20 protein-coding genes are annotated in these 21,673 nt (G+C 40.0%); 17 read left to right on the top strand and 3 right to left on the bottom strand.

The window, feature by feature from the left end:
* Positions 1 to 83: 83 nt before the first annotated feature.
* The 6 genes from AUF14_RS18395 (at position 84) to AUF14_RS18420 (ending at position 6,005) form a co-directional block, all read left to right on the top strand.
* Positions 84 to 920 carry a PRD domain-containing protein gene (locus tag AUF14_RS18395; RefSeq protein WP_102866426.1) on the top strand — a complete coding sequence of 279 codons (837 nt, stop codon included), beginning with the start codon at positions 84 to 86 and terminating at the stop codon, positions 918 to 920.
* Between the two features lie 15 nt (positions 921 to 935).
* Positions 936 to 2,336: a 6-phospho-beta-galactosidase gene (lacG, locus tag AUF14_RS18400; protein WP_102866427.1), complete on the top strand. Its 1,401-nt coding sequence runs from the start codon at positions 936 to 938 to the stop codon at positions 2,334 to 2,336.
* Between the two features lie 84 nt (positions 2,337 to 2,420).
* Positions 2,421 to 2,741, top strand: coding sequence for a PTS lactose/cellobiose transporter subunit IIA (locus AUF14_RS18405; RefSeq protein ID WP_102866428.1), 321 nt, complete (start codon positions 2,421 to 2,423; stop codon positions 2,739 to 2,741).
* 15 nt (positions 2,742 to 2,756) lie between these two features.
* Entirely contained in the window at positions 2,757 to 4,439 is a 1,683-nt protein-coding gene (locus AUF14_RS18410; protein ID WP_102866429.1) for a PTS lactose transporter subunit IIBC, read from the top strand.
* A 506-nt stretch (positions 4,440 to 4,945) separates the two neighbouring features.
* Complete coding sequence (locus AUF14_RS18415; protein ID WP_016178706.1) at positions 4,946 to 5,188, top strand: hypothetical protein; 243 nt, start codon at positions 4,946 to 4,948, stop codon at positions 5,186 to 5,188.
* Positions 5,189 to 5,564: 376 nt separating this feature from the next.
* The gene (locus AUF14_RS18420) at positions 5,565 to 6,005 is read left to right on the top strand and encodes a hypothetical protein (protein ID WP_227656387.1); all 441 of its coding nucleotides are present in this window, start codon (positions 5,565 to 5,567) and stop codon (positions 6,003 to 6,005) included.
* A 185-nt stretch (positions 6,006 to 6,190) separates the two neighbouring features.
* Here AUF14_RS18420 and AUF14_RS18425 read toward each other — a convergent pair whose 3' ends face one another.
* The gene (locus AUF14_RS18425; RefSeq protein ID WP_016178704.1) at positions 6,191 to 6,565 is read right to left on the bottom strand and encodes a YxeA family protein; all 375 of its coding nucleotides are present in this window, start codon (positions 6,563 to 6,565) and stop codon (positions 6,191 to 6,193) included.
* Positions 6,566 to 7,194: 629 nt separating this feature from the next.
* On the opposite strand from AUF14_RS18425, the gene AUF14_RS18430 reads away from it, so the two are divergent.
* The 8 genes from AUF14_RS18430 (at position 7,195) to AUF14_RS18460 (ending at position 15,476) form a co-directional block, all read left to right on the top strand.
* Entirely contained in the window at positions 7,195 to 8,241 is a 1,047-nt protein-coding gene (locus tag AUF14_RS18430; protein WP_102866430.1) for a zinc-binding dehydrogenase, read from the top strand.
* A gap of 268 nt (positions 8,242 to 8,509) precedes the next feature.
* Positions 8,510 to 8,959 carry an Rpn family recombination-promoting nuclease/putative transposase gene (locus AUF14_RS22935; protein WP_016178702.1) on the top strand — a complete coding sequence of 150 codons (450 nt, stop codon included), beginning with the start codon at positions 8,510 to 8,512 and terminating at the stop codon, positions 8,957 to 8,959.
* Positions 8,947 to 9,432 (top strand): RpnC/YadD family protein, encoded by a 486-nt coding sequence (locus AUF14_RS22940; RefSeq protein WP_227656388.1) that lies wholly within the window; start codon positions 8,947 to 8,949, stop codon positions 9,430 to 9,432. The genes AUF14_RS22935 and AUF14_RS22940 overlap by 13 nt, the downstream gene beginning before the upstream one ends.
* Positions 9,433 to 9,735: 303 nt before the next feature.
* Positions 9,736 to 10,749 (top strand): serine hydrolase domain-containing protein, encoded by a 1,014-nt coding sequence (locus AUF14_RS18440; protein ID WP_016178700.1) that lies wholly within the window; start codon positions 9,736 to 9,738, stop codon positions 10,747 to 10,749.
* Between the two features lie 147 nt (positions 10,750 to 10,896).
* Positions 10,897 to 12,111, top strand: a complete 1,215-nt coding sequence (locus tag AUF14_RS18445; RefSeq protein WP_016178699.1) for an MFS transporter — start codon at positions 10,897 to 10,899, stop codon at positions 12,109 to 12,111.
* Between the two features lie 351 nt (positions 12,112 to 12,462).
* On the top strand, positions 12,463 to 13,758 hold the full coding sequence (locus tag AUF14_RS18450; protein WP_102866431.1) for an MFS transporter: 1,296 nt from the start codon (positions 12,463 to 12,465) through the stop codon (positions 13,756 to 13,758).
* Positions 13,759 to 14,089: 331 nt separating this feature from the next.
* A complete protein-coding gene (locus AUF14_RS18455) occupies positions 14,090 to 14,956 on the top strand; it encodes an aldo/keto reductase (protein ID WP_102866432.1) in 867 nt (288 codons plus the stop codon).
* Positions 14,957 to 14,990: 34 nt separating this feature from the next.
* Positions 14,991 to 15,476: a flavodoxin gene (locus AUF14_RS18460; RefSeq protein ID WP_102866433.1), complete on the top strand. Its 486-nt coding sequence runs from the start codon at positions 14,991 to 14,993 to the stop codon at positions 15,474 to 15,476.
* A gap of 213 nt (positions 15,477 to 15,689) precedes the next feature.
* Here the strand turns inward: AUF14_RS18460 and AUF14_RS18465 are convergent, their stop codons facing one another.
* The gene (locus AUF14_RS18465; RefSeq protein WP_070557995.1) at positions 15,690 to 16,559 is read right to left on the bottom strand and encodes an aldo/keto reductase; all 870 of its coding nucleotides are present in this window, start codon (positions 16,557 to 16,559) and stop codon (positions 15,690 to 15,692) included.
* A 19-nt stretch (positions 16,560 to 16,578) separates the two neighbouring features.
* On the bottom strand, positions 16,579 to 17,445 hold the full coding sequence (locus AUF14_RS18470) for an aldo/keto reductase (RefSeq protein ID WP_070504166.1): 867 nt from the start codon (positions 17,443 to 17,445) through the stop codon (positions 16,579 to 16,581).
* 108 nt (positions 17,446 to 17,553) lie between these two features.
* Between AUF14_RS18470 and AUF14_RS18475 the strand changes: the two genes are divergently transcribed.
* The 3 genes from AUF14_RS18475 (at position 17,554) to AUF14_RS18485 (ending at position 21,665) form a co-directional block, all read left to right on the top strand.
* Positions 17,554 to 18,420, top strand: a complete 867-nt coding sequence (locus AUF14_RS18475; RefSeq protein ID WP_102866434.1) for a LysR family transcriptional regulator — start codon at positions 17,554 to 17,556, stop codon at positions 18,418 to 18,420.
* 331 nt (positions 18,421 to 18,751) lie between these two features.
* A complete protein-coding gene (locus AUF14_RS18480) occupies positions 18,752 to 19,633 on the top strand; it encodes a LysR family transcriptional regulator (RefSeq protein WP_102866435.1) in 882 nt (293 codons plus the stop codon).
* An 85-nt stretch (positions 19,634 to 19,718) separates the two neighbouring features.
* A complete protein-coding gene (locus AUF14_RS18485) occupies positions 19,719 to 21,665 on the top strand; it encodes an oxidoreductase (RefSeq protein WP_102866436.1) in 1,947 nt (648 codons plus the stop codon).
* Positions 21,666 to 21,673: the final 8 nt, after the last annotated feature.

Raw genomic sequence — 21,673 nt, forward strand, 5'->3', positions numbered from 1 at the left:
TTGATTAGGCAAAAACCGCAGGTAACTGATTGCTGAGCAGTCGGTTGTTTGCGGTTTTTTTTCATTGAAAGGGGTGAGAAATAGTGTACAGGGTAGTACAAGTGTTAAACAACAATATCGCCATTGTTAAGAAAAACAATGAGCAGGCAATAGCGATGGGAAAAGGACTTGTTTTTCAAAAGAAAAAGGGCGATCTGTTGTCAGAGGACACGATTCAAAATTTGTTTGTATTGAAAAGCGAGGAGTCAAAGCAAAATTTTTCTTTCCTATTAAAGGATGTGCCGCTGGATTTTATCACAACTGCTTATGAAGTAATTGAGAACGCTATCAAGAAGTATCAGTATTCGGTTCAAGAGTATATTTATGTCACTTTGACGGATCATATCTATTGGAATTATAAACGATTGGTAAAGGGGGAGTATCAAAATAGTCTGTTACCCGATATCAGCCAGCAATATCCGACAGAATATCAAATTGCAAAAGACGCGTTAGCAATTATCAAGGAGCGGTTAGATATTGCATTTCCAGAGGATGAGCTAAAAAACATTAGTATTCATTTCATCAATGCACAGGGGAAAACGCCGGAGCCGGTGGATTCGCCGCCAGATTTTTATGATGAACAGAAGCGGGTATTGGAAAAAATTGAGGAGTATTTACGCAAAAAGAATATTGTTCGAACGGAAAAGACCCAAAATTTTTACGACCGCCTAATGATTCATCTGCGTTATATGCTGGAGCGGACAGAAGAAGCAGAGGTCGATGAATTTGCTGAAAAATTGGAAGCGGATTTAAAAAAGGATTATCCAGAGGCCTACAGTGTGGCAGAAGGAATGTATCAAATCTTAAACGAAACAAACGGCTTAAAGTTAAATGCCAGTGAACAGGTTTACTTTACGATTCATATTCAACGATTACTTTAGATGGAGGATAAGAGCATGAAAAAATTACCAGAACATTTTATTTTTGGCGGGGCAACCGCTGCGTATCAGTGTGAGGGAGCTACAAAAGAAGGCGGCAAGGGTGCTGTCGCGTGGGATGAATTTTTAGAAAAGCAAGGCCGCTTCAGTCCTGATCCTGCCAGTGATTTTTATCATCAATACCCAGTAGATATTGCTCTATGTGAAAAATTCGGTGTGAATGGATTGCGATTATCGATTGCGTGGAGCCGTATTTTTCCTGAAGGAGTGGGAGAGCCGAATCCAGAGGGAATTGCTTATTACCATGACATATTTAAACAATGCAAAGAGCACCATGTGATTCCGTTCGTAACCTTGCATCACTTTGACACACCGAAGGCCCTATTTGATCAAAACGATTTTCTGAATCGTGACAACATCGATGCGTTCGTGAAATACGCGCAATTCTGTTTTGAAGAATTTACCGAAGTCGAGTATTGGAGCACCTTCAATGAAATCTATCCAGTCGCGACGAATCAGTATTTGTTAGGTGTTTTTCCGCCGGGGATCAAATTTGATTTTACCAAAATCATTATGTGCCTGCACAACATGATGGTGGCCCATGCGAGAACGGTCAATATTTTTAAAGAAAACGGCTATCCAGGTGAGATTGGTGTGGTTCATTCATTGGAAACGAAATACCCAAATTCGGATTCCGAAGAGGACAAGCATGCCGCCTTTTTAGAAGATGCGTTATCGATTCGCTTTTTATTAGAAGCAACGTATCTTGGCCGCTATACAGATGAATTGTTAGCTGCTTTGGATGAGATTTGTGAAGCGCAAGGAGCAACGTATGAGTTCTTAGAAGAAGACTATCTGGAAATGGAAAAAGCTTCGCAGCGGAATGACTTTTTGGGCATCAATCATTACCACAGTCATTTCTGCAAGGCGTATCATGGGCCGAATGAGATTTATCATAACGGTACTGGTGATAAGGGAACCTCCGTCTATCGTGTGAACGGGATCGCGGAACGTGTCTATCGCGAGGATATTCCCCGCACGGATTGGGATTGGCTGATCTATCCTCAAGGTCTGTATGATTTACTGCTGCGGATCAAACAGGACTATCCCCACTATAAAAAAATCTATATTACGGAAAATGGCATGGGCTACAAGGATGATTTTGAAGACGGCATTATCATGGATACGCCGCGAATCGATTATCTACGTCAATATTTAGGCGCGTTGAGTGATGCGATTGAGGCTGGAGTCAATGTTGAGGGCTACTTCTTATGGTCCTTGATGGATATGTTCTCATGGACGAATGGCTATAACAAACGCTACGGATTATTCTATGTGGATTTTGACACGCAGGAGCGTTACCCGAAAGAATCAGCTTATTGGTATAAATTTGTTAGTGAAACGAAGACTATCATTTAGTTTTTTTGATAGACATCCTGAATGATTTCTACCTAACCAGGCTAATGGAATGAGAAGGGATACATTGCTGTAGGAGGAAAAATTATGAATAAAGAAGAATTACAAATGCTGGGTTTTGAGATCGTTGCCTATTCTGGCGATGCTAGAAGCACATTGATGACACTATTGAGCGAGGTTCGCCAGGGAAATTTCGAACACGTGGAAGAAGCCTTGAAGGATGCGGATGAAAATCTAAAGCTGGCCCATAATTCACAAACGCAGATTCTTGCAGATGAGGCGGCGGGCAGCAATTTGGATATTGGTTTTATTTTTATCCATGGGCAGGACCACTTGATGACCACCTTATTGTTACGAGATTTGGTACAGGATTTTATTGAGCTGTATAAAGATAAATTTCAAGGGTAAAGGAGAGTAACGGCTATGAATGCAATTATCAAGCAAATTGAAAAGGGAAAACCCTTTTTCGAAAAAATATCGAGAAATATCTATTTAGGGGCGATACGTGATGGCTTCCTAACTGCGATGCCAGCTATTTTGTTTTCTAGTATTTTTATTATGATTGCGGCGATTCCAGAAGTTTTTGGTATCACTTTGCCTGAAGCTGTGTCGACTTGGCTGTGGAAGGTCTATGGGTATTCGATGGGGATTGTTGGTTTGCTAGTAGCGGCAACTACTGCACGATGTCTGGCAGGTTCGATGAATCGTAGACTCGAAAACGGCAAATCAATCAATGAAGTGTCGGTCATGCTGGCATCAATCGCGGGCTTTATGATGCTAAGCGTAGAACAGATTGATGGCGGTTTCGCTAGTGATTTCATGGGAACAAAAGGCTTATTGGCTTCGTTTGTCGCCGCATTTTTAACTGTCAATGTCTATAAATTCTGTGTGCAGCGCGATATTACGATCCGGATGCCAAAGGAAGTTCCCGGAACGATCTCCCAAATGTTTCGTGATGTGATCCCTTTTTCCTTTGCTGTGTTTGGGGCTGTCTTGATTGATTTGTTGTTTAGAAATGTTTTTCATGGTTCCTTTGCTCATACTGCGATTAGTGCCCTGCAACCACTGTTCACCGCCGCAGATGGCTATTTAGGAATTGCGATCATTTGGGGTGCGATGGCCTTGTTCTGGTTTGTTGGGGTGCATGGACCATCGATTGTAGAGCCGGCAATCGCCGCAATTATTTATGCGAATGTCGAGACTAATCTAATGCTTTTCCAAAATGGCGAACAGGCTTCGAAAGTGTTGACTGTCGGTATGGGAAACTTTGTCGGAACAATGGGGGGAACTGGAGCAACCCTAGTGGTGCCATTTTTATTCATGCTGTTTGCTCGTTCTAAGCAATTAAAGGCAGTCGGTAAAGCGTCCTTTGTTCCTGTTATTTTCGCAGTAAATGAACCGTTATTGTTCGCGGCACCAATGATTCTGAATCCCTATTTCTTTATTCCATTTTTAGTCGCGCCAATCGTCAATGTCTGGATATTCAAATTTTTTGTGGATGTTCTTAGTATGAACAGCTTCATGTATGTCTTGCCTTGGGCAACGCCGGCGCCGATCGGATTAGTTTTGGGAACTGGTGTCAGTGTACTAGCGATTATTCTTGCGTTGATCCTAATTGCTGTTGACTCAGTTATCTACCTGCCATTTATCAAAGCTTATGATGCGGTATTGCTAGAGGAAGAAAGTAAAAATGCGCAGTTAGAAGAAGTAAAAGCAGAGGTAGTTGAAGCAGGAAATGCAGCGGAAGCAGTGGCTGTCGAAGCATTGTCGGAAGATGTGTTAGAAAAGCTGAGTGATGGAAAACGGGTCTTAGTTCTATGTGCTGGGGCTGGTACGAGTGCGATGTTAGCAAATGCTCTTGAAGAAGGGGCAAAAGAGACAGGCGCCAACATTCAAGCACAGGCCGGCGCTTATGGCTCTCATTACGATATTATGAAAAACTTTGATTTGATCGTTTTGGCTCCTCAAGTAAACTCCTATTTAGCGGATATCCAAAAGGATGCCGAGAAACTTGGAGTGAAGGTAGTAGCCACAAAAGGTGCGGAGTATATCAAACTAACCCGCGATCCAAAAGGTGCAGTAGATTTTGTTTTAGCAGAAATTTAATTAAGACCAAAAGAAGTTCGAGTGATTTTCGAGCTTCTTTTTTCTCGATATTTCAGAAGATTGGGAAAAAATACAAGGATCTATCGTCAGCATCCTTTCATTGAGCATTTCAAACAGTGTTTCATCATCAACTCAAATTCACGATTTTGTTTCTCAATCTCGATAAGCCAAGCAGAGGGGACTCAGGCAGTGTTTCGTTCTTTTTAGGATTTGAAGAATATGCTTAATATAACAGCGCATATTCGTTTAAATTATAAACTATAAGTTCTTTTTGATAATTTAAAAAAACGATAGTTATAAAAATTATTATTGGGAATTTTGATAAATATATTCTATGAAAGCTGTTTCTATGGTTTTTATCAGAAAAAAACTATCTTTATTTAATTAAAATAAATGATTTGGCATAACTATAAAATTAAAATATGGTTAAAAATAAAATAATTGTGAAAAAACATTCAAATAATTTGTTTATAATATTAATATAGGTTTAAGAGGGGAAGAGTACGATGAGAATAAATGAACTAGAGTATGATATTTTAAACGAAATTGCTAAAAAGAATTTCAACAATTTAACACATCAATTTTTTAAAGCATCTAAAGCAGAGTTTGAAGAAAGTATCGAAATCTTGAAGGAAAGCGGATTTATCCAAGGCAGTATTTTCGAAGGTAACGGCTCACTAAGAAATCCGTTTAGATTCTTTTTCTTGTCTGATGCAGGAGAAGCAGTATTGAACAGATGTGTATCATAAAAAGGGCAGATCACTCATTTTCGAGTGATCTTTTTGTTTAGACAGACTGTTTATAGAGAGTTGGGAATGGAGACTTAGCCAAAGAAAGCTAAACAATGTTGTTCTATTTAGTTATAGATTGAAGAAAGCCTCACAATCCAATGGTGTTTCATCACGCTTGATTATCCCATAAACAAGTTAAAATTATTTTTTTATTCTCACTGTGTGTTTAATTTGTTATTATAATAGAAACCATTCAAATTGTTGAGGTATAGGTATGAGCAATATTCGCATTTTCCTTATCGTCATTTGTGTTATTATTATAATTCTTTTTATCATAAAAGGCTTGAAAATAAAAAGGGAAAACAAACAGTTTAAAATTGACAAAAAGCAGCTTGTGAAAGAGAAATATCCAGATTTATCAGAGGCGGATTTGAAATATCGTCAATCCAGTTTAGAGGCTTATCAGCGTATCCATATGCATAATCCTAAAAAGGGTGTAATCCTGCTTGCTATTTTGGGATTCATCATTGGTATCATTGGGGCAGTCACGGGGGCAATCTATGCATTGATAACGTCTGGCTCTTTGTTTATTCCTATTCTACTGTTAGCAGTCAGTTATTATTCTCTTTCGTTAGTAGTTATTTGCAGCCCAACCATCGATCAGCAATTTGATTTTTGGTATCATTATTTGGAGGAAAATCCTGATAATCAGCTGCAGGTCGTACTAACTCCGCGAGAGATGGCTGAAAAAATTGTGGAAAATCAAAAGAAAATCGGTCTATATTGCAGTGTGATCGGGGTCATGTTCACTCTTATTTCTATTTTGTCGTACTAATATCGTAAAATTACCATAACTTTAAAATCGAAGAAGAGCTTGAAAACCTTCATTTAACAGCTAAGTTTGTACTTTTCTTCAATAAAAAAGAACCCAATACTCGAAATTGTCTGTGCAATTTCAACGTATTGGGTTCTTTTTCATGTAATACGAAGCAATGTCAAGTTTTCTAAAAAGACAGAGAATCATTGCTGCGAAGCTTCATGATTTAAGGTATTTATGATAATAGAAGGGACCTTACTAGCTTTTACTTCTTCCCATCCGATAACGCCTTTTTTTTTGTTTATATGAAGAACAAGATACGCATTTTTTTTTAATGGTACGCTATCCACTGAATTAAACTCAACTTCTTTCTTCTCGTTCTTTTGGTTATAGGCATTTAAGTGATAGCGATAATGAGGATAAGTCTCTTTGCCATTCTTAATAGCTACGTTAATTCTTTCGCCATTTGTTGTAATTTTTGTGTAATACTCTTGCGTTGAATAGTTTTGGTGATACCAAAGATAATAACCACCCAGCAACAATGCTATTATAAATAAAAAACCACTTAGTCGTTTCAAACGAATCCGCCCTTTCTACAAAAGAGTACAAAAAAGATGACAATAAAGAACCAGACTAAGGTCTGATCCTAAACGAACAATTTTGTAAGGTAGGTTTATTACCAAAGGATTTAAGGAAATAAAAGACCCATTCTTTTTAATTAGTTGCATGATCCAAAAAAATGATTTTTCAAAGAGCTTTTCTATTTTACTAGGTGAGGTCATTGAACAGAAAGTTTAAAAATTTTTCTGCTTTTCTCTTGCTCCTAAAGTTGACTTTAGGTTTATTATGATTTCAGGGCCTTCGTAATGGAATGTCCGCAACTGTTTTCATGAATAATAAAGAGATCAAAAATGAAGGGAAAAATCAGATGAAGAATCCATTTATTGTTTGCCACATGATGACTTCCATTGACGGTAGAATTGATGGCAAGATGACAGGATAATTGAAAGGGGTAGAGGAAAGACGCCTTGGAAGCTTTAAAAACACCTCCAACTTTGAGCGGCAGACAACAGCTGAACTAGATAATCGCTCTTCCAGTTTTGTAAGTCGCTAAAGGTAAGTCAATGAATAAAATTGAAATCAAAAAAAGACTATTAGGAAAGGAAAGAACGCCGAAAAGTTTTTCGGTCGTTCCTGGTATTTATTTATGAAATCTGCAATTTTTGAAAAAGCGAGATTAGTAACAGTAGAGGAAGTGGCTAAACCAAGTCTGCAAGCCGATGACGATGTAATCATCAAAGTTGTTCGAGCTTGTGTCTGTGGTTCTGATCTTTGGTCTTATGCTCATGGGGATAATAAAGAAGCCCATTCTGTTAATGATGGGCACGAAGCTCTAGGGATCGTCGAAGAAATCGGTTCTGCGATCACAACGGTTAAGCCGGGGGATTTTGTGATCGTGCCGTTTACACACGGCTGTGGTGAATGTGATGCTTGTCGTGCGGGCTTTGACGGGACTTGTGATCGTTATCAAGGTGCCACCAATTGGTCTAATGGCTTCCAGTCAGAATATATTCGCTTCCATTACGGCAATTGGGCATTGGTAAAGATTCCAGGACAACCATCAGATTATACAGAAGGCATGATTAAGTCGCTTTTGACTCTAGCAGACGTGATGCCAACAGGCTACCATGCGGCACGCTGCGCCCATGTCGAAAAAGGTGATAAAGTGGTGGTAATCGGTGATGGCGCTGTCGGTCAGTGTGCGGTCATCGCCGCTAAAATGCGCGGGGCTTCTCAAATCGTGCTTATGAGCCGACACGAAGATCGTCAGAAGATGGCGCTTCAGTCAGGCGCAACTGCTGTAGTAGCTGAGCGTGGAGAAGAAGGGATTGCCAAAGTTCGCGAGCTTCTAGGCGGTGGCGCAGATGCTGCCCTTGAGTGTGTAGGAACAGAAGCCGCGATTGAACAAGCTCTAGGTGTTCTGCATAATGGTGGTCGCATTGGCTATGTTGGTGTTCCTCATTATAATAATCGGCCATTAGGTTCAACCTTCGCTCAAAATATTTCTGTTGCCGGCGGCTCTGCCTCGGTCACAACCTATGACAAACAATTTCTTCTTAAGGCAGTTCTAGACGGTGACATTAATCCGGGTCGTGTCTTTACTGAAACCTATAATCTAGATGATATTAACCAAGCCTATCAAGATATGCAGGAGCGTAAAACAATTAAATCAATGGTGGTTGTGTCTGAGTAATATTTGATAGCTTGCCATGGAAACACTTTCGAATCTTTGGGAGTGTTTCTTTTTTTGCATTTTGAAATATTTAGAAGTGTCAAATTGCGATTTGAAATCGTTTTCTGTTGGGCTTATAAAGAAGAGTTTTGCTGAAAAGGCGATCATTAATCGATCCAAATACTTTTCATTTTTCTGCGTATTTTAGAGTAAAGGACTTTGATAGCGGTTGTTTTGCCATGTTATAATGTAGGCGAGAAAACCTGCTGTCTGAAAGGCAGGAAAAGAGATGCAAGTGTATTTACCAACCAACGATCTATTATTCAAAAAATTACTAACTTCGGAGGATTCCCAGCATATTCTAAAAGCGTTCGTCAAAGATTTATTAGGCTTAGAATTCGAGAGACTGATGCCAAAGCAGAACTATCACATTTACAGCTACAAGAAATCCTATGAGGAACGGGAAAAGATGGAGGTAAAGCTTACCGAAGTTGATATTCTGGCAATCGCTGAAGATGGGAGCTATACCACGATTGAGTGTCAAGTTCAGGCGCAAAAATATTTTCGCGAAAGAAGCCTCTTTTATCTCGGGGAAGCTTACCGCTCGCCTTTTGGCAACCTCGCTAAAAATGAGGTGAAGAAAAGCAATTTTTCGAGTCTGCGCCCAGCGTATGGTATCAATATTGTAGACTTTCATTTGTTTGATGACACAGAAAGTGCCTGCAATTGTTCCGTTTAATGAATCCCGAAACCAATCGCCTTTTTCTAAATAAAGAGGGAAAAGAGCTGTTGGTACTTGGTTTTCTTAGTTTGAAGAACGACGTACTTAATACGCAACATGCAGCGTATCACTGGCATTACTATTTCAAGACAGGAGAAGTGAAGACTGACGCCCCTGACTATATCAAAGAAGCGAAAAAGAAGACAGACTTCTTAACATTGGAAGAGGAGGAAAAGGAAATGATCATGAAAATCGATAAAGCCCGAGCAATAGCAGAGGCAGAGTTGGAGTACGCTCGAGATGAAGGCATGGCAAAAGGTCTGAAGATAGGCATGGAAAATGGGAGACAAGAAGAACAAAAAAGAAATCTGGAAGAAAAACGAGTGCTGCTTCTAAACTTAATGCAAACCTCTCTCTCATTGAAGGAAATCTCAGAGATAAGCGGCATAGATATTGAGACACTGAAAAAGTGGAAGGCAGAATCGGAGTAGCTGCGGGAAGATTTCAAAATGAGTGATACTACGATTAATATTTTTGAGCTCAATCATCAAAAGTGATGGCTGAGCTTTTTATATAGAAAGAATAATAGAATTCCGATGTTTTTCAGCAAAAGCTAAGGGAAGATTTTTACAAGTGATTACGAAGAATGAGTTGGATACGGTATACTAAAGTTGAAAGCGAATACAATTATTTGCGGAAGTTACTCAGATTTTTCTTTAATTATTTTGAAAAATCTCGATCGTTACTTCTTAGAATTTTAAACTATATTAGAGTAGAAAGAAGGTTGATTCGTCATGGAAAACTATTATTCATCAGAAACCCGACAGTTATTACAGGAACTCACGAATAAACATAAAGGAATCAACATCACTGTTGGCATGCTAAAACAAGGTGAGGCGGTTTTTGATGCTTGGAATGCTGAAAATGAGTCTATTCCGCATAATTTGTCCTATGATATTGGCTCAATTACTAAGCTTTTCACGACTTCTTTACTAGCTAAGTATGTTTTTGGAAATAAAATTGTTTTGGATGCGCCGTTGAATCATTATATTTTAGGATTGCCAGAGCGTTTTTATCCTACAATCCAGCAATTGGCAACACATTCTTCGGGCTATCCAACAGAGATTCCCTATACGAAGTTCCAAACGGTGAAAATGATGCTGACGATGAATCAGCAGGATGTTTTTTTGCATACAAATCCTTATCACGGAACTTTGGATAGTACAAAAATGTTTGAGGTGCTGCGGACAACACCGATAGAACCAAAAACGTATAAGTTTGCTTATAATAATTTTGCATTTGGTGTTCTTGGATATATTCTTGGGCAGCAAACGCAAAAAACAGCGTATGAAGCGATGGATGACTTTATTAAAAAGGATCTTGGTTTGAAGGAAACAAATTCAAGTAGTTCTGCTGAAATGTTTGGACATGACCGTAAGCAGCAAAAGACAAAAAGCTGGGAATGGGATAAAACGGATATCGTCTCATCGGCAGGATCATTAGTCTCAACGGCAAGCGATCTTTTAAAATTTAGTCAGGCCCATTTAATGAATACACCAAGCTATCTAGACCTGTGCCACAATAAATACACGAATGGGAATAAGCAATGGGATATGGGGCTGGGCTGGAGAATTGATAAGGACAGTCAGAATATTCACTGGCATGATGGAAACGCAGGAGGTTTCAGCTGTATTTTGATACTTGATCGGAAAAATACATTAGCCGTCACCATCATGACGAACTATGGATTAGTTGATTTAAAGAAAATCGGCATGGCTCTGCTGAATGATTGCAAAAAAATGAACTAAAGACTTAAGCACTTCACACGATCTGACTTAAAGAAAACGGCTGCTTCTAAAGCAATATTTAATAAAAGAAAAATTAACCCTCCACTAAGTCACCACTTGCTTTTTTCTTAGTAAACTTTTCTGGTGACAAGAAAGTGAGGGGATAATATGGAAACAAACAATGCACAGGAGCAACCACAGACTTGGCGTCGAAAAACGATATTATTTATTATCAGCCAAGCCATCACGCTGTTTGGCTCATCCATCGTTCAGATGGCGATTATCTGGCAGGTGGCATTGGAGACCTCATCTGGCTTATGGGTGACGTTACTGACCTTGAGCTCGACGATTCCGCAAACAATCATTTCCTTTTTTGGCGGGGTGTGGGCGGATCGTTATCCGAGAAAACGACTAATTATACTTGCGGATCTAGGCATTGCCTTAGTGACCTTGCTATTAGCTGTTATTCTGATTGTTGGCAAAATAGCAAATATCCTGTCGTTGCTGCTGATAATATCCGCTCTGAGATCATTTGGCTCTGGCATTCAGTCGCCAGCCGTGAGTGCAGTCATTCCGCAAATTGTACCAGAAGAGCAGTTGCTACGCTATAACGGTATCAACGGAAGTATGATGGCTATCGTCCAATTTGCTTCTCCAGCGGTAGCAGGAGCAATTCTAGCGATTGGGTCCTTTCATTGGATTCTTTTGCTGGATGTAGCAACAGCAATTATTGGCATTACCATTCTTTGCTTTATCACCATCGCGAATCAAAAACGTGAGACACGGATGCACGCTACTTCTTTTCTTGTCGATATGAAAGCAGGTATTTCCTACGCTGTGAAAGAACAAAAGGTAAAACGGCTGCTGCTGACCTATGGCGCATTTATCTTTTTGAGTGTACCATCTAGTTTTTTAACGGTACTGATGATCGAGCGAACCTTTGGGGATAGCTATGTATATCTGACAGTCAATGAGATGGCCGGTTTTGCAGGAATGGTATTGGGAGGTATTTTGCTTGGGACTTGGGGCGGTTTTAAGGATAGGATGCGGACGTTTATCTATGGGCTACTCGGCTTTGGCCTGCTCTCATTAATACTTGGATTTACCTATCAATTTTGGCTCTTTGCCGCTTGTATGTTTTTCATGAGTTTTTTTATTCCAGTCGTTCAATCTTCAACCACGACTATGCTTCAAGAGCATGTGCCTGAAGATAAGCAGGGACGAATTTTTGGGCTTTTAGGTGCCATGTATAGTGGTTTTATGCCGCTTGGCACCGCAATCTTTGGTCCGCTTGCGGATGCTGTAAAAATTCAGTGGCTGGTGATCATTTGCGGTGTGTTCATCGTAAGCTTAGGTCTGCTGCAGTTAGTGAGAAAAGATTAGCTAATAGTTAGTGATGCTAAAAAACACCTAGTTTGTCTTTAGTGACAGACTAGGTGTTTTTATGATAATGGTTGAGAAAAATCGGCTTCTCATTGATGGCAAGAGAAGTTTTGACTCAACGTGATTTACTAACGGTAGACAATTGAATAAACACATTCGTTTAATCAGTCACAAAAAGAGCAGTCTCGCTACTTGTGCCGCCTACTATATTAAGCTATCATCAAGGATAATCCATAAGATAGAGCTGTTTTGGCATTCTTCAATAGAACAGCGATATTCCATTACTTTGATTTTAGAAGTAGAGAATTGTTGATTGTTTCCTTGTTTTTATCTAATAGGAGTGTTTGATAGATGAATAAAAAAATAGATTCATCACTGCCGGATAAGTGGCGGAGGAACTTGTATTTTTTTCTAGCTGGTCAGTTTTTGTCGGGAATAACCAGTATGATTGTTCAGTATTCCATCATTTGGTATTTGACTAAGATAACGGGTTCTGCAACGGTTTTAAGCTTTGCTACATTGTTAGGGATGATACCAATGGTTGTGTTGAGTCCGTTTGTAGGCCCTGTTGTGGATCGACGCAATAAAAAATTTCTATTAATTATTACTGATATTGTTGTCGCGCTCTTTGCACTGATTCTTTCGATTACGGGGACGATTTCACCTGAGTTTCCATTATGGCTGGTTTTTGCATCGTTATTTGTTCGGGCTGTCGCTCAAACGTTTCAAATGCCGATCATTCAATCGATACTGCCTACGATGGTACCAGAAGAGGAATTGACTAAAGTCAACGGGCAGCTTGGAATGGTCCAATCGGCGAACTATATTATTGCCCCAGCATTGGGTGCTTTCCTTTTCTCGATTATCCCGATGAATTGGCTGATTCTGTTTGACGTACTTGGTGCTATTCTCGGCGTTGGGCTACTGCTTTTTGTAACGATTCCTCATGTTGTGTCCGAAGGGGAAAGCATTCATATTTTAGCTGATTCAAAGTTTGGGTTGAAGAAGCTGCTTGAAAATAAGGGCCTTTGGTATATTACGCTTATCGGCTCGGTGTTCATGCTGATCTTTATGCCTGCAGCTAGTTTATATCCTTTAATGACGATGGAATATTTTAAGGGAACGGTGGGGCAAGCAGGATTGATTGAAGTGATTTACGCGACTGGGATGTTGGCTGGCGGCGCAGTGATTGGCCTGTTTGGTAAATGGAAAAATCGTATGCGGCCGATTCTTTTTTCTTATTTGGTTATTGGGGTAACCATCGGTTTAAGTGGATTATTGCCAGGGACACAAAAAGGATTTATGGTGTTTGTGGTTCTAAATGCTATTGCAGGCTTTGCGACACCTTATTTTAATACCTTATTGATGGCAATGATTCAACAAAGCTACGAACCTAAATATTTAGGCAGAGTGTTGGGAGTAATTAACTCGTTGATGAGTATCACAGGTCCTGTGGGATTGATTTTCGCCGGACCTATCGCAGATAATATCGGAGTTGAAAAAATGTTTATGATTGCTGGGATTGGCACCTTGGTTTGCGGCTTGATAAATATTTTGATTCCTCAGGCACGGAATTATGATGCAGAGCTGCAGAAAAAAATAGTAAAACGAAAAGGACAAGAAAATTTTTCTGAGGAGTCTTTTTAGTAGGGGATTTCAATAAGGGTTTTATGAATAGAAGAAAACAAAGGGAGCTTTCTTAAGTGATAGCTCCCTTTGTTGTATAGTTTTTTTAAAGTCTGATCTAATGTAGAATAGAATGCTTTTTTGAAGGTGCTAATAAAAAACTTTTAAAAGTTATAAGCGCGTCTAGTTAAGCTTTTGAAGGAGTATGAGGCAGCTTTATCTTGCGACTTATGGAATTTTTCTATTGTCTTCGAAACATTTTTTTCTCCTTAGGGCTTGAACCTAAAGTTGGCTTTAGGGTTATGATGAGATTGAACAAAGAAAATGACAATCAATTTTGGAGGGATTTTAGATGACTTACACAAATAATTTTGAACTAAACAACGGGGTAAAAATCCCAGCTTTGGGTTTGGGAACATGGTTACTGAATGATGAGCAGACAGAGCAAGCAGTGATTGATGCAATTTCATTAGGTTATCGCCACATAGATACTGCGCAAGCCTATGGGAATGAAAAGGGAGTTGGTGAAGGGGTTAGAAAAAGTGGAGTCGACCGTCAGGAGCTTTTTATTACAACCAAGGTTGCGGCTGAGGAAAAGACTTACGAAGGTGCAGCTGCCTCCATTGATGAATCTCTTCGTAAAACCGGTTTGGATTATTTCGATCTAATGATTATTCACAGCCCGCAACCATGGAAGGAAGTGAATCAGTCAGATGATCGCTACTTTGAAGGAAATATCCAAGCATGGAAAGCGTTGGAAGCTGCTTATAAAGCGGGAAAAGTAAGAGCAATTGGTGTTTCTAACTTTTTAAGAGAAGATTTAGAGAACCTATTGGAAAATACAGAGATCAAGCCAATGGTAAATCAAGTGTTGTGTCATATTGGAAATACACCGCTAGAACTGATCGAGTTTTGTCAGTCGAAGGAAATTAAAGTTGAAGCCTATTCGCCAATCGGTCATGGGGCGATTTTAAACCGAAAGGACGTGAAAGCTATTGCGACGAAGTACGATGTCAGCGTGGCACAGCTTAGCCTGAAATACGCTTTGCAACTAGGAATTGTCGTGATTCCGAAAACAAGCAATCCGGATCATATGAAAAACAATGCAGAGTTGGATTTTGAAATCAGCGATGCAGACATGGAAACGCTGAAGGCCATTGAAAAAATTGATGATTACGGAGAACATAGCTTTTTCCCAGTATTTGGCGGTAAATTGTAATTGGAATAAAAACTTAACTAAAGGAGCGAAAAAAATGACACAAAAACAGTTAGTTGCCTTCTTTTCGGCAAGTGGAACAACGCGACGGACAGCCACTCAGCTGGCTGGAATTCTTGGTGCGGATATCCTTGAGATTGAACCGAAGCAACAGTACACTAGTGCTGATCTAGATTGGAACAACCCCAATAGTCGCAGCAGTCTGGAGATGACGGGTTCCTCGAATAAGCTAGAACTTGCTGAAAATGCACTTGATCTAGCCAATTATGAAGTGATCTTTGTTGGTTATCCAATCTGGTGGGGTAAGGCTCCTAAAATCGTAGAAGCTTTTTTCCGGCAGTATGATTGGAAGGGGAAAACAATCATTCCCTTTTGTACGTCAGGCGGCAGCGGATTTGGATCTAGTGATCAAGCTCTGAAAGAAGCTACCAATGAACAGGCAAAATGGGTTCAAGGAAGAGAACTAACAAATTCTAATCCAAAGGCAATCGAGCACTGGGTGTCGCAAATGATTAAAAGTTAAAAATTATTGCAGTGTCTTTGGTGACACTAATATAATTGTTAGAGCTATCAGCGATAAGCAAGTAGTACTAAACAAAAGGACTGAAATCCACGTAGTTATGCTGAAAAACTACGGAATCTCAGTCCTTTTATTAAAATATGAATTTTGAGGAAGCATCAGTCAGTCGCTGTGTAGTGGACTACCTAGTCTCAGCCTTCTATCTCATAGTGACAATTAGTTGCGCAACTTTTTTAGACTTGCTCCAAAAATCTGTTCAATCGTGTCTGGATCGTGATGGTCAAAAAATTGGCTGGCATTCTTGTCCAAAGAACCGATTAGCTCCATATCCGCGGCAGTTAATTCAAAATCGAATATCGCCAGGTTTTCTTTTTGACGCTCAGAATGCACTGATTTTGGAATGACGATAATGCCTCGTTGGATCAGCCACCGCAGAACAATCTGGCCTACAGATTTATGATGCTTTTGTCCGATCTCGGCAATTAAGGGATTGCTGAAGATTTCACCTTTTCCCTCTGCGAAGGGCGCCCAGGCTTCGAGTAAAATATCGTTTCGCTGGTACCATTTAACTTCTGAATCTCGTTGGTACCAAGGATTGATTTCAATCTGGTTAATTGCTGGTTTAACATTGCTCATTAATTCAAGATTTTTAAGTTGATCTGGCCAAAAGTTGGATACGCCTAAGGATTTAATTTTTCCTTCTTTTTGCGCTTCTTCCATAGCTCGCCAGGCACCAGCAATATCGCCATAGGCTTGATGCAAAAGAAATAAATCAATATAATCGGTTCCTAATTCTTTTAAATCATGATCAATCGCTTTTTTTGCTTCCTCGTACCTGTAGTTAGAAACCCAAAGCTTTGTGGTGAGAAAGACGTCATCCCGTGGAATTTTACTATTTTTAAGGGCTTCACCCACGGCTTTTTGATTATTATAAGCCTCGGCAGTGTCAATTAATCGATAACCATTAAACAGAGCACTTTCGATAGCTGTGACTGCTTCTGCATGATCAGTTATTTGAAAAACACCAAAGCCTAATTGAGGAATTGTATGTCCATCGTTCATTTTTAGCATAGGAATGGTTGTCATAATCAGTTCAGCTTCTTTCTTATTTATCGTCTGCATGAACATCAAAAGCATTCAGCAACATTTCTTTCGTACCAGATGCATCTGGATCGTGCATGCCTTTGTTCTTATCTAGCAGGCGAATACTATCCATTTCATCACTCGTAAGTGCAAAGTCGAAAATGTTTAAGTTAGAAATCATCCGTTCGGAGTGGACTGTTTTTGGAAAAACAATGATTCCTTCCTGATATTCAAAGCGCAGAATGATTTGACCAACATTTTTAGCGTATTTCTTTGCTAGATTTTTCAAAATCGGTTCATTCAGCAGTTCCTGATTTCCTTGTCCTAGTGGTGCCCAAGCTTCAAGCGTCACGTTGTTTTCAGCCATTATTTTTCGCAGTTCCTTTTGCTGGAAATAGGGGTTGAACTCTACTTGATTGACAGCAGGCATAGTTGTGAAGCTATTTTCCCATTTTCGCCAAATTTTTGGCGTCATATTGGAAACGCCGATCGAACGTATTTTTCCTACTGATTTTGCTTCTTCCATTGCTTTCCAGGCTTCATCGACTTTTCCATAGGGTTGATGGATCAGATAGAGATCAATATAGCCTGTTTGTAGTTTTTTTAGCGAAAGATCAATGGCCTTTTTTGCATCTTCGTAAGCATAATCTTGCAGCCACATTTTTGAAGTGATCCAAATGTCATCACGAGAGATGCCGCTGTCTTGAATGGCCTTGCCGACTTCTGTTTCATTAAAGTAGGCGACTGCGGTATCAATGTGGCGGTAGCCAATTTCCAAGGCCTTCAAAACGGCCGCATAGGTTGACCCATCGTTTGGAATTTGAAACACACCAAATCCGATGGCTGGAATTGAGTTATTGTCGTTTAGTTTAAATGAAGGATTATTCATTGTAGATACACTCCTTTGTCTTAATTAACTAAAGTTTAGTAGATAAAGTGAGCGTTGGAAATTCATAATTAATTATGCTAGTATACGGTAAACGTATGGAGGGGAATCATGATTGATAATTATTTGCTGGAGGAGCTTGTGGCATTTAAAAAATACGGAACACTCGCGGCGGCCGCTGATCAACTGGGACTTTCTCAACCAGCCCTGACTCGAGGGATGAAGAAATTGGAGACTGAGCTAGAGGTTCAGCTTTTTAATCGTGGAGCTAATCGGATTACGTTGACCAAAGCTGGGGTATTCGCTGCAGAAAGAGCGGAGGATGTTCTTTCAGTAAATAGAAGCTACGTATCCGATATCCAGCGTTTCGACAAAAGTCAAAGAGAGCTCACGATTTGTTCCGCTGCTCCGGGACCATTAATCGTTTTGGATTCATTAAAGCTTCCCAACATAAGTGTGGAAGAAAAGCTAGCTGAACGACCGAACTGGATTGAGCTGTTGCTAAAGGAACAGTATAGTTGTGTTGTGACCAATTATTCGCTTAAGGATAAGAGAATTGACTCTGTGTATTTAGGAAAAGAAAGATTAACGGTAAACTTAAGCGGATTTACTGATCTAGCTAGTCAAGGAAGTGTTACCTTTGAGCAGCTGAGTGATTTGACTTTTTTAGTATTAAGGGACATCGGTATTTGGACTGATGTTATTCAAGGAAAAATTCCCAATGCTAAATTTCTTTACCAGGACAATCACGAAAATTTTGAGGAGATAAAGAATTATTCGGTTTTTCCGTTTTTTACAACGAATGTTTCTAAACTCGATCCCTGCCTGCATAAGGAGCTAGTCAATGATCGCGTGCCGATTAAAATCGAGGATGATATTGCCGAAATGACATTTTACGCAAGCTTTTTAAAAAGCAACAGATCGCGTCTTGAACCTGTGATTGAAGCTTGGCAAGATGGGTGGATAAGGATTGATTAGGTTTTACCGTAAAGGTAAGTTGTTATTTAATAGAAATTAAGAATGTTCAAGTAAAATCAAGCTTAATCATCTTTTGTGATGGTTAAGCTTTTTTGAATCGAGAAAAATTAGCAAGGCAGATCGTCAGGGGTGATTTTTGTGCTTAAGTCTGACAGAAATCCCATTATAGGTGAGGATATGGATACTATTTATTACGATATTTTTAGAAGCAGACACAATCTTCATTACTGCACATCTATGTAAAGCTATAGAAACCATCCTTCATAAACGATAGAATAGGATATGAAAAAGGGGTTTTAGTAGGTACAAAAATAAAGAAGGAGCTTAACAAATGAACGTTCAAGAACTTCAATGCGTTATGAAAGTATTCGAGACAAAAAGTATGAACCAGACGGCGAGTCAGCAGTTTATGACGGCTCAAGGCGTAGGAAGAATCATCAACCGTCTAGAAAATGAGCTTGATACGCAATTATTTGTTCGAAGCAGTAAAGGAGTTGAGCCAACTGCGACTGCTAAAATACTGTACAGCTACAGTGAACGATTAATTGACTATTTCACCTTGCTGCACACGGCGATTCAAAATGAAAAAGAAAAGCAAAATCACTTAAAAATTTATCTGGCTAGAGGTGTTCTGAAGGCTCTATCTTTTGATTTTCTGCATGATTTTCAATGTGCTTATCCAGAGGTTGAGTTTAGCTGGAAGGAGATGACTAATCAGGAGGTCAATCACAAGATTCGACAGCTAGAAGGAGAGGTCGGTATTGTCATCGGGAAAGTTGATGACAAGGAAATTACTTCACTTTTTATTGAGCGTAAGGAAGTCAAACTGCTGGTGTATCAAGGGCATCCATTTTATCAACGAGATACGATTGACTTAGCCGAGCTGCAAGGGGAAAAGTTGATTATCTTAAATGAGAATTACCACGTTTACCATGAATTTACTCGTTCATGTGAAGAAAATAACATTAAAATTGAGCTAGTAGCAAAGACTGAAGATACTTCATTATTGGTCAATTTGAGTCGAATGAAGATAGGATTGGGGGTTGTTTTAGATTTTTCATTGGATGGGTTTGAAATGAAGGATTTGAAGGTAGTCTCGCTAAAAGAACCATTATACTGGGACATTTACGCGATCTTTCATCGTGATCAAACGGATTCGCCAAATGTACAGCGATTTAAGAGCTATATTAACCGTAGAAATAAATTGGTATAGGGTTAGTGATTTTGATTGGTACCGATGGGATATGTGGGTCTGTTACACTCTAATTGTGATTTATATAACAAAAGGAGTGGCGAGGATGAAAAGAAAGTATCCAAATTTATCAAAACCTATTCAAATCGGTAATGTCATGTTTCGTAACCGTATGTTTTCAGCTCCAATGGGTGGGACTGATATTACTGCAGACTGCTGTATTGGTCCAGCATCAAAATCATTTTATGAATTGCGAGCAAAAGGCGGAGCAGGAGCAGTTACAGTATCTGAGGTCATGGTTCATCCTGAAACAGATGGTTCCCATGCCTATCACTTGGACTTGAGTGTCCCAAATTCGCTGTCCAGTGCGACGTATGCCGCGGATGCTATCCGCCGTCATGGAGCGATTGCCAGTGTGGAGCTTTCTCATTCGGGTCAGTTTGCTGGAACCTATTTGGCAGATAAGAGCAAAAAGCAATCATTGTCTCAATGGGGAGTATCCGCAACAGTACGAGCTGATGGAGTAAAAGTAAAGGAACTGACTCAAGAAGTAATTGATGAAATCGTTCAGGCTTATGGTGATGCGGCGGGCTTAGCTAAAAGAGCAGGTTTTGAAATGGTCATGGTGCATGGCGGACATGGCTGGTTGATTAATCAATTCTTATCGCCGTTATTTAACAAACGAACCGACCAATATGGCGGTAACTTGGCTAACCGCGCTCGTTTTGCGATCGAAGTATTGGAAAGTGTTCGTCAAGTAGTTGGTGCAGGTTTTCCCATTGAATTTCGAATGAGTGGAGCAGAATTTGTCGAAAAAGGGTATGGCATCGAAGAGGGAATTCAGATTGCTAAGCTCGTTGAAGAGTATGTGGACTTAATTCATGTCTCTGCGGGAACCTATCAAGGAACCTTTGGTATCACGCATCCATCGATGTTTACAGAGCATGGCACCAATGTTCACCTAGCTGAAGCAATCAAGAAAAATGTCAACAAGCCTGTCGCAACGATTGGCGGATTGAATGACCCTGAGCAAATGGAAGAAATTTTACGTTCTGGCAAAGCCGATGTTGTTGAAATGGCCCGCGCGTTATTAGCAGATCCTTATCTACCAAGAAAAGTCATGGCCAATCAAGAAGAGGAAATCGTTCATTGCTTGCGTTGTTTCGTTTGTATGGCAGAACGAGCGGCGACCACAACGAGAAGATGTACAGTAAATCCATTAATAGGAAGAGAAAGCGAAGGCTTTGATGTTCAACCAGCAGCTAAACCGAAAAAAGTAGTGGTTGTCGGCGGTGGACCTGGCGGATTAAAGGCAGCAACAACGGCGGCTGAAAGAGGACACCACGTTGTTTTGTTGGAAAAATCCAGTACAACTGGTGGCATCTTAAACTGTGAACAAGCGATTCCTTTCAAATATGAAATGTATCAGCTAGGCCAAACCTTTACTCATCAAGCCAAAAATGCTGGCGTGGAGCTTCGTTTAAATACGACGGCCTGTAAAGAAACCGTTGAAGCTGAACACCCTGACGCGGTAATCATTGCGGCGGGATCACAGCCGATTATTCCTAAACTTAAGGGAATTGAGAAGGAACATGTAACGATTATCAATCAATATCATTTAGCTCCAGAAAAAATTGGCGATGAGGTAGCGATTCTAGGCGGCGGATTAGCTGGCTGTGAAATGGCGATTCATTTAGCTCGTCAAGGGAAGAAAGTATCGGTGATCGAAATGCGAGATGCGGTTGCACCAGACGCAAATGTTCGGCATCGCCCGCTGCTGCTTCAGGAGCTGAAAAAAAATGTTTCTATTTTGACTAATCATAAAGGATTAGAGATAACCGAAGATGGGGTTTATTGTGAGAATTCCACCGGAAACGTTGTCCATGTTCCTGGGAAATCTGTCATCGTCGCTGTCGGCCAACGAGCAAATCGATCCGTTGCAGAAAAGCTATATGACGCAGCGCCTTATGTTGTAGAAATCGGGGATGTTGTTCGGGCCTCGACTATCACTACTGCCGTCTATCAAGGCTATCATGCCGCGTTGGATATTTAGGGGGTAGG

The sequence above is a fragment of the Enterococcus avium genome, from assembly GCF_002891025.1.
Taxonomy (GTDB): domain Bacteria; phylum Bacillota; class Bacilli; order Lactobacillales; family Enterococcaceae; genus Enterococcus_A; species Enterococcus_A avium.